We start from the raw sequence: 13,029 nt of genomic DNA, 5'->3' as shown, positions 1-13,029 counted from the left end.
ACGTAAATCTTTATTTAATGTAAAATTTAAATAAATTTATAGCGTTAGTACAAGTAGTTCAAGATTTTAAATCCCAATGTATTATGAAGAAAGCAATATTTTTTATGGCGGTGATGTTTTCGGTTTATATGTATCCGCAAGATACCCAACCGACTTTTGAGAAAGTGGGAAAAATGGTAAAAGCAACATATTTTCATGAAAACGGAGAAATGGCCCAAACCGGCTATTATCTGAACGGAAAATTACACGGTCAATGGTTGATGTACAACGCGGAAGGCAAGAAAATGGCTTCCGGGGCGTATATTAATGGACAGAGAACTGGAAAATGGTTTTTCTGGGAAGGCGATTTGTTGAGGGAAGTGGATTTCAGCGACAATAGGATTGCCAGTGTAAAAAACTGGAACCAATCTGAAATCGTATCGATTGACAAGTAATGTAAAACAATTTAATTAAAAAGCCCCTGCCATTGGCAGGGGCTTTTTTTGTGACCTAGGCGGCCATATCCAATTGTTCTTTTTTCTTTTGTTCCCTTCTTTTTTGGTTTCTATGGATTCGCAGTTTAATACGGTATACCAAAGTAAATAGGATGGGAACCACGATCAGGGTCAAGAAGGTGGCTACCAACAGACCATAGATCACTGTCCAGGCCAAAGGTCCCCAGAAGATTACGTTGTCTCCCCCAAAGTATATGTAGGGGTTAAACTCGCTCATCAAGGTAAAGAAGTTGATGTTGAACCCGGTTGCCAATGGAATCAACCCCAAAATGGTGGTGATGGCCGTAAGGAGTACAGGGCGCAACCTTGCCTTACCTCCTTTGACCACGGCTTCTTTAAAGTCTTCGGGTTCCAAAAGGTCTTCCTCGTCCAGATCCAAAGCTACTTTCTTCCTATCGATAAGGAGTTGGGTATAATCCAAGAGTACCACACCGTTGTTCACCACAATTCCCGCCAATGAGATAATACCCATCATGGTCATCATGATCACAAAAGCACTTCCAGTAGCGACGATACCTCCAAATACCCCGATTAAACTCAAGAAAATGGCGAGCATGATGATACCAGGCTTGGAAACCGAGTTGAACTGGAAGATCAAAATGAAGAAAATCAGACCAAGTCCTGTAAAGAAAGCGCCCATTAAAAAGGCCATTTGCTTGTTTTGCTCCTCAATCTGACCAGTATAGTCGACTTTGATATCCGATGGCAGCCCATCAAAATCGTTCATCTCTTCCTGAATCTTATTTACAATAGCACCAGCATCCGTAAAACCGGGGGCTAAAGCAGAGTAGACAGTAACCACACGTCTGGTGTCCCGGTGCTTGATGGCACTAAAACCAGTACTGTTCACCTGTTTGGCCACAGCGGATACTGGAACTTCCTTTATCTGTCCTGAAGACGCATCCCTAAATGTAATGCGTTGGTTAAAGATGGCGCTGGTATTGTATCTGTTCTCCTCATTGAAACGTACATAGATGTCGTAATCCTCACCATCCTCCTTGTAGATTCCGGCTTTGGCTCCAAAGATGGAGTTACGGAGCTGTTGCCCCACTTGTCCTGTGGCAACACCCAATTCACCGGCCTTTTTGCGGTCCACGGCAACCAACATGGAGGGTTTGGATTTGTTCACATCGATTTTGAGCTCATCAATACCCGGAATGTTCCTCGTATTGATGAAATTCCGCATCTGCTCTGCGGCAACGATCAATTCTGAATAATCATCACCTTCCAATTCTATGTTGATGGGATACCCTGCTGGCGGACCAACGGCATCTTTCTCTACCGAAATGGCTACTCCGGGATATACATCTTTCAAGGCCTCTTGAACTTTTCTTAAAAGATCATTACTGTCAGCCCCTTCCCTAAACTTGTATTCCCGCATGGTGGCGGTTATTTTTCCACGGTGGGGCATCTCTGCGGATGAACCTCCATCGGTTTGTGGATTTCCTGCACCCTCACCCACTTGGGAGACCCCGCTTTCTACCAAGAAATTGTAATCGCCATGCGTATAGGCATCTGCATTGACAATGTCAAATACCCGTTGCTCAATATCCTTGGTGATGGTATTGGTCTTTTTTATATCGGTCCCTTCCGGATACTCAATGTATACGATAATCTGGTTGGGGGTGTTGTCCGGGAAGAATTCCACTTTGGTCCTTTGGCTTCCCACCGAGGCTCCAAAGCCCATAAAGGCAATCAAAAGGAGAACAAAAGTCCCGATGGCAATAAAGATGGGTTTTCTACCTGATAAGGTGTAACGTAAAGTCCGCTCATAAAATCGTTCCCATCTGGGCAATACCTTGTTTTGGAACCCATTGGCCCAATTTCTCAAAAAGAGTCTATAGATCCATAGCATTATAGCGGTCAATACCATTAAGGACCCCAAAGCCCTATAAGCACCTCCAAACAGAATGATCAAAAGTCCGATTACGGAGATGATGGATGTGATACGAATAATCTGCTTTAGCGGCATACTCTTGTCCTCCGTTGTCATGTATCGCGACACGAGTACGGAGTTGAAGAAGATAGCCACAAAGAGGGATGATCCCAATACCACGGATAGGGTAACCGGGAAATAGATCATAAACTGCCCCATGACTCCAGGCCATAATCCAAGGGGTACAAAGGCCGCCACGGTGGTCAAGGTGGAAATGATGATGGGGAATGCAATCTCTCCGATACCCTTTTTTGCCGCTTCAATACGCGACATGCCCTCTTCGTCCATAAGGCGGTATACGTTTTCCACTACTACAATACCGTTGTCCACCAACATACCCAGTCCCATGATCAATCCAAAGAGAATCATGGTGTTCATGGTATAGCCCAAGGTGTTCAGGATCATTAGGGACATGAACATGGACATGGGGATGGCGAAACCAACAAATAGTGCATTTTTGAAGCCCAAGAAGAACATCAATACGGTTACCACCAAGATGATACCGAAGATGATGTTGTTCACCAAATCATCTACCTGACCTATGGTCTTGGAAGATTGATCATTGGCAATGGTCACTTTTAAATCCTGTGGGAATACATTTTTGACGGCATCGTCCACAATGACCTGAATTTGTTCGGCCGCGGCCACCATATTCTTTCCAGCACGTTTTTTAACGTCCAACATTACCACGGGAGCGCCATATTCACGGGCATACGTGGTCTTATCCTCTTCCTTGAAGGTGACCTTGGCAATATCCCTAAGATAAATGGGGTTGCCATTTTCCGATTTCACCACAAAATTTTCCAGTTCATTGGGCCTGTCTATCTCACCCACAATACGGATAGTCCTACGCTGCCCACTGGTAATGAGGTTGCCCGCAGAGGTGGTCATGTTCTCATTGCTGATGGTATTGATGATGTCGTTGAAGCTCACTTTGGCGGCCATCATTTTATAGATGTCCACGGCCACTTCCACTTCTTTCTCTTGCGCACCACGAATGTCCACTTGTTTTATTTCGAGTAGGCCTTCAATTTCATCTTCAAGGTACTCGCCGTACTCCTTGAGCTTGTCCACAGGGTAGTCCCCTGAAATGTTGATGTTCAGGATGGGCATCTCTTCGGATAGACTCAGGTCAAAAACATTGGGTTCTACCTTGGCTCCGTTGAATGTGGGCCAATCTTCTCCCGCAGTTTTTGAATCTACCTCATCCTTTACTTTTTGCAGGGCACCTTCAACGGAAATGTTCTCATCAAACTCCACAATGATCATGGAATAATCTTCCTGGGAGGTAGAGGTGATCTCCACAACATTACTCACGGTTTTCAATTCATCCTCAAGTGGGTCGGTAATCAATTTTTCAATATCCTCGGCAGTATTTCCGGGATAGAGGGAACTGATATAGATCTTGGTTTCCTTGATTTCGGGAAAACTTTCCCTAGGCATACTGAAATAGGCCGATGCTCCTAGAAAAAGGATAACGGCTATCAGCACATACATGGTCGTTTTATTGTCGATAGCCCATGAGGACAGCCTAAATTCCTTATCTACGCTTTTCTTTTGTTTGCTCATAACTGGCTGGCTATATATTGTTCTTAATTTTTACTTTTTGCCCTTCTTTTACACTACGGGCCCCTTCGTCTATGATGCCATCACCACTATTGATGCCAGATAGTACCTCTACATAATCTCCTTGGGTCTTGCCGGTTTCAATGACCACTTTTTTGGCCACAGGGTCGGATGATATGGAATCGGCATCCACCAAGAACACATATTGCTCCCCATCGGCATTTTCAGAGACAATGCTTTGAGGGATAAGAATGGCATTTTCACTGGTGTAATCATTGATCATCACTTTTGCCGTTAGGTTGGGCTTTACCTTTCCATCATGGCTTGGCACAGGGATTTCCGCAGTGAACGACCTGTTGCTGGGGTTGATGAAATTCCCGGTCTGACGAATTTTGGTGATTACACTGTCTCCCAATACAGGGAAATACACGCGAACATCTTTTCCTGGGGTAACGTTGGGCAGGTGACTTTCAGGTACCTCTACCTTAATGTACATGTTGGAAAGGTTTACGATTCGGAACACCTCAGAACCTGGTCCAGGACTTACCACGGTACCCTGATCTTTGATCACATCGTCTATGATACCGGCAAAAGGCGCACGGATAGTGGATTTGCCCACTTGGCTTTCCAATTGCTTTACGGCACTTTGTTGTGCTTCGTAAGTGGTTTTGGCCTGCAAATATTGGATTTCGGAGCCAATGTTTTGCTCCCAAAGCCTTTTCTGACGCTCAAAAGTGGTTCTACTGAGTTCGGCCTGGGTCTTTGCCTGTGCCAATTGGCTGGAAAGTCCACCGTCGTCAATGGAAGCCAATACTTGGCCTTTGGCCACTTTTTGTCCTTCCTTGACGTATACGCGGTAAAGTGTCCCGGCCATTTCTGGATAGATGAGCACATTCTGCTTGGTGGTCACATCACCTTGTAGTTCCAAATAGTGGACAAACTTCTCAGGGTTTACCTCAAAGGTGGTCACCAATGGAAGTTTGGCATTGTCATCCAATTGTGCAATGGCAGAGTCCAAGGTTTTTAGTTCTATCTCCAAGGCCTTGTGCTGCTGCGAAATCTCGGAATGCTTGGCCCTAATGGCCTCGAGATTGTTACTTTCTATAACGCTCTCCACCGAGTTTTTACTGCTACCTCCGCAAGAAGCCAAAGTTGCTGTTATAAATGCTATATATATTGCTTTTTTCATGATGGTACGGTTTTCTCTTTTGTTTATTGATTTATGATGGTTTCCAGTTCGGTTTTCTTGTTGATCACATCCACCATGGACTGCAAGTATTCCTGTTGACTGGTATATAATTGGGTCTGTGCCTGTCTTAGCTCAAAGCTGGTGGCCAAACCTTCAGAATATTTTATTTGGTTTTTGTTTTCAATGCGTTCGGCCAGCTCCAAGTTTTGCTTGGAGGTTCCATATTCCTCAATGGCCAGTATGTAATTGCTTTTGGCATTTTCCAATTGAAGCCAGATTTGTTCTTCGGCCTCGGTCAATTGGGTTTTAGCCTTCTCCAAGGCAATTTTGGCCCGTTGTGTGGAAGCGCTTCTTCCCAAAGAACTGAAAATGGGAATGTTGAGATCAACACCCAGAATGGATGATTCAAACCATGGTTGCCCGCTGCTTAAAAAGTTGAAACGGTCACTAAAGGAATTCCCGCCATAGCTTACAAAAGCATTAAGGGTGGGCAATGCCCTGCTCTTGGCCAATTTCAGCTCAAAGTAACGTTGCTCGTTGAGGTTTGTGGCCAGTTTGTAATCCACGTTGTTCTCTATGTTGAATTCGGTGTCCAACAGTCCCAAATCTATTTGTTCTTGGGTAAGGTCGTCCAAGTTCTCGGTCAACACCGTTTGGGTCTCAATGGGCAGCCCCAAAACCAGGTTCAACATCTGGAGGGTGATAATCTCCAATCGTTTGGCGTTTTTCAACTGATTGTCCACCGAAGAAAGGGTAATCTGCAATTGATCTACGCTTTCCTCATCGCCCAGGCCATTCTCATAAACCCGTTTGGTTTCGTACAGGTTTTTCTCCAAAGTAGCCTTGTTATTTTCGGAGATGAGGACACTTTCCTTGGCCAAAAGCACATTGCCATAGGCTTCCACTACCGCCTTTCTTACGTCCAAATCCGTTTTCTCCTTGTTGTTTTGACTGTAGTCCAAAAAGGTTTTGGTGGCCTGTACACCAACAATATAAGATCCATCAAAGATCTGTTGTTTTAGTGTTGCTGAAGCTGACATGGATTGGGGCTGGCCAAAGACCACTTCCTGATAAGTACCCGGTTCACCGCCAAAAAACTCGGCAGGAATCTGGGATACAGGTTGTATCAATTGGTTTTGATAACTAACGGCCCCTGAAATCTGGGGAAGACCGCTGGCAATGGTCTCCCATTTCTGTTTCTGGGCATCGTCCAGGTCCCTAGTTGCATTCAATGAACTATAATTATGTTCCAAGGCATATTGGATGGCCCCCTCCAGATTGAATCTGGGAATGGTATCCTGCGCTGAGGAAAGCCATGGGAGCAATAGTAGTAAACTGATTAAGGTTGTTCGCATTTATTCTTGGTTTGAATTGATGATTGAGTTTAAGATTTTTCGTCCTTTAGGGGTGACGATGCCCCTTAGATGGTATTCCAGATATTGGTCCAAGACATCAGGTTTGGAAAAAATCTGGGAAGGAAACAGGTTTTCATCCTTTAAGCTCATGACCCCTGAAAAATAGATTCTGGATACAAATTCCACATTAAGGTTGCTCCTGTAGATTTCCATTTCCATTCCCCGCTTTACATTTTCCAGTACACAGCCATGCATGGATTCGTATTGCTTTTCCTTTAGGGACCCATGTATCTTGGGATAATATTTTTGCAGTTGGTACAGGGGAGAGGTTTTCTCGTTCTTTAAATTCACCATGACAAACTTTTTGATCTCATAGAGTTCTTCAATGGGGTTCTTTTGCAGACAAACAATGTTGTCTATGCCACAGGTTATAAAGTCGCACATGGTCATTGTGGTCTCTTCAACCAGTTCGCTTTTGTTTCTGAAATGGGAGTAAATGGTCTTTTTGGATATCCCCATCTCGTTGGCCAAATCATCCATGGTCACACTCTTAAACCCCAGATTTATGAAAAGTTCCGTCGCCTTCTGTATAATCTTTTCCCTCATAATGGGGGCAAAAGTAGGAATGGAAACTTTAAAAACAAAAAAAGTTTCCAAGGTTTTACATTTTTTTAACGAGCACTTAAAGGTTGATCTTTAATGGGACCAACCAACTATGTGTTGACGAAATAGGGTGTCTCTTTTGGACTGGGAGGGAGATTTAGATCGTAAAGTCCAGAAAAAGGATTTGTATTGACGTTTGTAACGTTCTTGGATAAAGTTCTTTTTACTCGGTATCATGATTTTCGTTTTTGATTCGTTCCACATATGCTTTAAAAGCGGTTTCTCCTTCTTCTTTCCAGAATTGGTCATAGTGTTTCCATTCGTCGAAATCGCGCCTGAGCGAGCCACATCTTTTTTTGGAGAAGCCATGTTTTTTCTTCCGATGGGATTTTTTTCCACCCTTATCGTCCCCAAAGCCAAAGCCAAAAATGAGTTTGGCCAGGACAAAGATGCCCAGGGCTTGCCAGTAGGTTACGGTGGGCAGCCCAAAGATGTCCGGCATCAACCAGTTCCATAACCACATCAACACATAATTGGCCAATAGGAGAAAAAGGATACCCAAAATGACCATTGCGATCACCTTGAATACTTTTTTCACATAGTATTCCACTTTACTTTCCACACTTTTTTCAATGTCTTCTTTATATTCCATGACTATATACTTTTAAATTCTTTACTATTTTCCAGATTATTCAATAATACGGACATGGCCCGGTGTCTTCGCGACATGAGCGTTCCGGTTGGGATGCCGGTCCTTTCCGCGATCTCTTTGTAGGTGTACCCTTCAAAGTCAATGGCAATGATGATATCCCGGTAAGCGGGTTTCAACGCTGCCACGGCTTTTTTCAATTCCTCTTCCAATGCAGGTGAGTAGGAATTGTCCGCATCGCCATAAAAGGCCTCTGCAAAATCCTGCCACTGCTTGTCAATTTCCTCCGAGGGATATTTATGCTCTTTTCTTCCTCGCATAATATCAATGATCCTATTGCGAATGGCGCTGTAAACAAATCCCCCAATGTTGTTTATGGGGTTCAGGTCATCGGCCCGCGAATAAATACGGAGCGCCACATCCTGGACAATGTCCTCGGCATCCCGTTCCGATGTATTTCGGATTTTGGACTGCACGTACATTCGCAATGAGTGGTATTCCTCATTGAAAAAAGTGGTCAGGTTGTTGCGGTTCTCTGTTTTGCCGGCCATTTAAAAAAACGGATTGCTTGCTTTATCTGTTAAGACGAAGCTTTTCAAATCTATTGCATTTTTCGGGCGATTTTTTTGATAAATGGAACGATCACAGGATTTTCAATGGAGATAGCCGTCAAAGTATTCCGCTGCTTGACCCGTTGTTTTTTGTTTTTTTGCACGTATTTTTGGCTCCATGTCAGATATCGATATCATTAGTCAGTATAGGGAACAGTTTGTTACGCATCTTAAGGCAAGAACCCAAATGACCGAACCCAAGAACCTGTACGAACCCGTACATTATATTTTGGGTTTGGGGGGTAAACGGTTACGGCCCATACTTACCCTAATGACCGCCGAGGTTTTTGGGGGAAAGGCAAAGGATGCCATGGATGCAGCCCTGGCCATAGAAATGTTCCATAACTTTTCCTTGGTTCATGATGATATTATGGATGATGCCCCATTGCGGAGGGGAAAAGCAACCGTACACGAAAAATGGGATTTGAATACGGGAATCCTTTCCGGGGATGCCATGTTGATTCTGTCCTACCAGTTTTTTGAAGGTTATCCATCTGAGATCTTCAAAAAACTCACGGCGCTTTTTAGCAAGACAGCCATTGAAGTTTGTGAAGGACAACAATACGATGTGGATTTTGAGACCCGGGATGATGTCACCATTCCGGAATACCTGAAGATGATCGAGTACAAAACTTCGGTTTTGGTGGCTGCTGCCATGCAGATGGGCGCCCTCATTGCCCATGCATCCGATCAGGATGCCGAGGCCATGTATGAGTTTGGGAGAAATCTGGGGATTGCCTTTCAACTTCAAGACGATTACCTGGATGCTTTTGGGGATCCCAAGACCTTTGGGAAACAGGTGGGAGGCGATATCATGGAAAATAAAAAGACTTTTTTGTACCTGAAATCACTTGAAAAGTCCACCAAGGAAGACCGGGAAAGTCTCTTGCACCTCTATTCCATCAAACCGAAAGACTCCGCGGCAAAAGTCGAGGCGGTAAAGCACATTTTTACGGAGAGCGGTGCCGTGGAAGCGACCCAAATGGAAATCGAGGCCTATACGAGAAAAGCGTTTGAGGTTTTGGAACAATTGACAATCCCCGAAACCAACAAACAGCTGCTGCGAAAGTTTGGGGAGAACTTGATGAAGCGAACCGTCTAAAAAAATCTTCGAAACAATGCCTTTAGAAAAGGCCATGGTTTAGGAGCCGTCACAATCTGCAGTTCTTCGCCGAGATGGGTGCCATTACCCAAAAACTTTAAGATCAAGGATGCTTTTCGCTTGGCAAACAGCGATTCAAATATGGATTGTCCCAAATGATTCTCCCGATAGAGAATGTCCAACAGGAGTGAGTCATAAAACCCAAACCGACTCTTTTTATGGAATGTGTCCAAGGGTTTTTCCTGTTTTAGGTGGGTAACCAAAGCCTTGATTTGTCGACTTGTATTGTAAAACGTAAACCCAGTGCTGGGCTTTGCCCATCCTCCTGCAATACCGATGTGGAATACTGTATTGGAATTATGCTTGTGAAACGGATAGCAAGTCATGGGGATGCTACCAAACTCTGTTTCTGAGATGATAAACTCGGTACTGTTGTATTTTTCTTGAAGATACTTTTTCAGGGCTTCTTCGTATTCATTTTTCTCCAAAAGGTGTTCAGAGAACAGGGTGTATTCCACCAAAGCTTCCGTAGTTGAGTTAGGAAGCACGTACATAAAACGGGTATTGCCTTTTTGCGGAACGGAAAAATCCATGAATGTGGCTTCTTCTGGGTTGAAAACAGGTTCTTTGGTCGTAATGAACCATCCCAAAAAGTGTTGTTGTAAAACCGGGAATTTAGTTTGTTGGGAAACGGAATCCCAATCCACTATACTGGAAAAAACCGTTTTGCCGGAAAAAGTGTCTCCCTTCGTCTGGACCAAAGCCCCTTCTTCATTTTCCTGAATATGGGTGACCTCGTCCTGAATCCATGTGATATTGGGACAACTTTTTATTTCAGGAAGGTATTTGGAATAAAAATCTATCCCCCGAAGCATTTTGTAGGTATAGGGAGCTATGGATGTGGATAGACGAAGTTCCTTTCCCGCTACATGGATGGTGTCCCATGTTTTACAGACCAAATCGTCAAAATCGCCTTGCCCTTTTTCCCAAAAACACCAGGTACGATCGTTCCGATTCTTGGAATCCTTGTCCAACACCAATATGGATTTGGAAGCAAAAAAAGCATCTTTCCCAAGGGTATGGGCCAATAAAATTCCGGCAGCTCCCGCTCCTATGATGATGTAGTCGTATTGGGACATGGTCCCAAAAATACGGAAAGGAAGACAGTCGTATGAAAGGATTTTATTTTCTAACTATTGAAAATGGTTTTTAGTGACAGATCATCTTTTAAAAAACCGTATATCTGACTCCAAAGAAACCACGGATACCTTGGTTCGGGGCATACACGTAACTTGGGTCAAAAGTTAGGGCGTATGGATTGTCCGGAGTGGCCAAGGCATTACCATTGGCATCAAAAGTCACATTTTTGTCAAATGGGTCATTGGTACGTGCAATGATAAATGGATTGCCTTTGTTCGGGGTCCAGTCCAATAGGTTTTTGATGCCGCCGTACACCTCAAAATTGTTCCACCCCTTATACGTGAATTGAATGTTCTGGATGCTCCAAGTAGGGGAATACTCCTGTCTGGGGTCCAAATCACCCAAAAGGGGCAATCGCATGGGACCATATAGGTTTCCGGTATAGTCCACACTTAAATCCAACATTCTAAAAGTGTATGAAAGGTTCCAAGTACCCGTAATGCTCTCGGTAAGGATCTGTTGTTGTGTAATGCCATTTTCCGTATTGCTGACATCCTGCCAAGTGGCTCCCAACAAGAATTTGATGCCATTGGGAAACACTACGTCCAAATTGGCACTGATTCCTTTGGAAACCGAATTTCCATCCAGATTGTCATAGATGATTTGATTGGGGTTGGTGTCATAATCCGGTAGAATGATGTTCGAAAAATGGGTGTAAAATGCAGAGGCATCAATGCCTACAAAAGTGCCGTTGTCACTGTAGATTTTTTTCAAATAGTTAAGGTTGACGTTCACGGAGCGCTCCGGTTTCAGCTCTTCGGTGATGATCACCTCCCGGGCCCCGGTCAGGGCGGCATGGTCTTCGGTAAATAGGTTTACCACCCGAAATCCGGTTCCCGCATTGATTCGGAAAATATCATTGTCCGAAATTTTACATTTGTAGGCCGCGCGGGGTGTTAAAATGTTGCCGTGTCGTTTGTCATAATCATAGCGTAATCCTGCCAAGAAGGAGTGTTTTGGGGCAAGTTTTATCTCATCTTGGGCAAAAACACTTGGAATCCAAATATTGTCCGCTTCGGCAGTTGCCGGAGTATTGTCATCATAATAGTTGTATCGGAGGGCACTCCCGAACAAAAGATCATGGCTTCCGGCCGATTTGTCCCAAGTAAGCTGTGCAAAACCGATGCGTTGGTCCGCCAAATATTGTGTGTCGCCATACACCGAGTTCTGGTTATGGTCGTTGTACGATAAAGAGAGCAACATTTTCTCTTCAATGGGCAGTTGATATTTCCCTAAAATTTCCCAACGACGGGTGTAGATACTTTCGCCATAAATTTCATCACCCCCTCTAAATTCTGGTGTCCACTGCATTTCCCCTCCCCAACGATCTTCGTAAAAAAATCTCCCAGCGACAGAGAAGATTCGGGAATTATCCCGTTCAAAATCCCATTTTTGAAAGATGGAAATCCGATCCTGAAGGGTAACGTCGGTAAAATTGTCCCCGTTGTTGTCTATCGGGACATCATAATTAAAATAGTTGATTCCAAGGAGCATATTGGCTTTTTTGCCCACCTCGATTTTACTACCCACATCCAGATTGTATTCGCCCCACCCGGTTACAAAGCCATCCGCAAAAAATTCTGGGGCCGTGATGGCGTTTTTGGTGATGATGTTGATCAATCCCCCTACAGCTTCGCTACCATAAAGGGAAGAGGCGGGACCCTTTACAATTTCTATCTGATCAATCAAGGAATTGGGGATGCCGGTGAGGCCATAAACGGTTCCCAAACCACTTACAATAGGCATACCGTCAATCAAAACCAATGTGTACGGACCTTCCAGTCCATTGATATGGATGTCGCCCGTATTGCACACGTTACAGTTGATCTGTGGACGGACCCCATTGACATTTTGAAGCGCGTCAAAAACACTGGCAGTAGGGTTCTTTTTAAAAAAAGTAGGGGAGTAGACCTCTACGGGAACTGGGCTTTCCAGTCGGCTAACGGGTTTAAGGGTGCCCGTTACCACCGTTTCATCCAAACTTTGTGCTAAAGGTTCCAGTTGAATGTTGATGGTTTTGTCTGCTCCAGCGGTTAAGCTGATTTTGGTTTGATACGTTTGATATCCCAAAGATGTTACTATCAGCACATGGTTTCCAGGGGCAATATGGGTCAATTGAAATAGCCCATCTATATCCGTTGCGGCACCTATCTCGGTCCCCTTTAACAATATATTCACCAAGGGAAGTGGCTCTCCATTGTCAGTAACCCTTCCTGAAATGGAAGCCTCTTGGGCAAATGCAGTTGTAAAAAGACTCGATACAACAAAAACAAAGAATAATGTAAAATTTATTTTCAATGGACTAAAATTTAAATTTAGACAAA

The 13,029-nt window shown here is 44.1% G+C and carries 10 protein-coding genes; 2 read left to right on the top strand and 8 right to left on the bottom strand.

Annotated elements, in window-relative coordinates; translation table 11 throughout:
- Window positions 1-83: 83 nt before the first annotated feature.
- On the top strand, window positions 84-434 hold the full coding sequence (locus ACPD8L_RS09795) for a toxin-antitoxin system YwqK family antitoxin (RefSeq protein ID WP_116216861.1): 351 nt from the start codon (window positions 84-86) through the stop codon (window positions 432-434).
- A 55-nt stretch (window positions 435-489) separates the two neighbouring features.
- Here ACPD8L_RS09795 and ACPD8L_RS09790 read toward each other — a convergent pair whose 3' ends face one another.
- The 6 genes from ACPD8L_RS09790 to ACPD8L_RS09765 form a co-directional block, all read right to left on the bottom strand.
- A complete protein-coding gene (locus ACPD8L_RS09790; RefSeq protein ID WP_116216862.1) occupies window positions 490-3,999 on the bottom strand; it encodes an efflux RND transporter permease subunit in 3,510 nt (1,169 codons plus the stop codon).
- Between the two features lie 10 nt (window positions 4,000-4,009).
- Window positions 4,010-5,185, bottom strand: coding sequence for an efflux RND transporter periplasmic adaptor subunit (locus ACPD8L_RS09785; protein ID WP_421810526.1), 1,176 nt, complete (start codon window positions 5,183-5,185; stop codon window positions 4,010-4,012).
- 23 nt (window positions 5,186-5,208) lie between these two features.
- Window positions 5,209-6,540: a TolC family protein gene (locus tag ACPD8L_RS09780; RefSeq protein WP_116216864.1), complete on the bottom strand. Its 1,332-nt coding sequence runs from the start codon at window positions 6,538-6,540 to the stop codon at window positions 5,209-5,211.
- Window positions 6,541-7,146 (bottom strand): TetR/AcrR family transcriptional regulator, encoded by a 606-nt coding sequence (locus ACPD8L_RS09775; protein ID WP_116217626.1) that lies wholly within the window; start codon window positions 7,144-7,146, stop codon window positions 6,541-6,543.
- A 220-nt stretch (window positions 7,147-7,366) separates the two neighbouring features.
- On the bottom strand, window positions 7,367-7,795 hold the full coding sequence (locus ACPD8L_RS09770) for a hypothetical protein (RefSeq protein WP_116216865.1): 429 nt from the start codon (window positions 7,793-7,795) through the stop codon (window positions 7,367-7,369).
- A gap of 2 nt (window positions 7,796-7,797) precedes the next feature.
- A complete protein-coding gene (locus tag ACPD8L_RS09765) occupies window positions 7,798-8,343 on the bottom strand; it encodes an RNA polymerase sigma factor (protein ID WP_293303511.1) in 546 nt (181 codons plus the stop codon).
- Window positions 8,344-8,521: 178 nt separating this feature from the next.
- Between ACPD8L_RS09765 and ACPD8L_RS09760 the strand changes: the two genes are divergently transcribed.
- Window positions 8,522-9,505, top strand: a complete 984-nt coding sequence (locus ACPD8L_RS09760; RefSeq protein ID WP_423943170.1) for a polyprenyl synthetase family protein — start codon at window positions 8,522-8,524, stop codon at window positions 9,503-9,505.
- Here the strand turns inward: ACPD8L_RS09760 and ACPD8L_RS09755 are convergent.
- Window positions 9,502-10,644, bottom strand: a complete 1,143-nt coding sequence (locus tag ACPD8L_RS09755) for a lycopene cyclase family protein (RefSeq protein WP_423943168.1) — start codon at window positions 10,642-10,644, stop codon at window positions 9,502-9,504. The genes ACPD8L_RS09760 and ACPD8L_RS09755 overlap by 4 nt on opposite strands.
- An 88-nt stretch (window positions 10,645-10,732) precedes the next feature.
- Window positions 10,733-13,003, bottom strand: coding sequence for a TonB-dependent receptor (locus ACPD8L_RS09750; protein WP_423943166.1), 2,271 nt, complete (start codon window positions 13,001-13,003; stop codon window positions 10,733-10,735).
- Between the last annotated feature and the right edge of the window lie 26 nt (window positions 13,004-13,029).

The sequence above is a fragment of the Flagellimonas algicida genome (genome assembly GCF_049629585.1).
Classification (GTDB): Bacteria; Bacteroidota; Bacteroidia; order Flavobacteriales; family Flavobacteriaceae; genus Flagellimonas.
This window is presented reverse-complemented; position numbering and strand designations above follow the sequence as displayed.

Bases quoted from the DNA above. Each gene is read 5' to 3' on its own strand.
- ACPD8L_RS09795 (WP_116216861.1), top strand. From the start codon at position 84: ATGAAGAAAGCAATATTTTTTATGGCGGTGATGTTTTCGGTTTATATG.
- ACPD8L_RS09790 (WP_116216862.1), bottom strand. From the start codon at position 3,999: ATGAGCAAACAAAAGAAAAGCGTAGATAAGGAATTTAGGCTGTCCTCA.
- ACPD8L_RS09785 (WP_421810526.1), bottom strand. From the start codon at position 5,185: ATGAAAAAAGCAATATATATAGCATTTATAACAGCAACTTTGGCTTCT.
- ACPD8L_RS09780 (WP_116216864.1), bottom strand. From the start codon at position 6,540: ATGCGAACAACCTTAATCAGTTTACTACTATTGCTCCCATGGCTTTCC.
- ACPD8L_RS09775 (WP_116217626.1), bottom strand. From the start codon at position 7,146: ATGAGGGAAAAGATTATACAGAAGGCGACGGAACTTTTCATAAATCTG.
- ACPD8L_RS09770 (WP_116216865.1), bottom strand. From the start codon at position 7,795: ATGGAATATAAAGAAGACATTGAAAAAAGTGTGGAAAGTAAAGTGGAA.
- ACPD8L_RS09765 (WP_293303511.1), bottom strand. From the start codon at position 8,343: ATGGCCGGCAAAACAGAGAACCGCAACAACCTGACCACTTTTTTCAAT.
- ACPD8L_RS09760 (WP_423943170.1), top strand. From the start codon at position 8,522: ATGTCAGATATCGATATCATTAGTCAGTATAGGGAACAGTTTGTTACG.
- ACPD8L_RS09755 (WP_423943168.1), bottom strand. From the start codon at position 10,644: ATGTCCCAATACGACTACATCATCATAGGAGCGGGAGCTGCCGGAATT.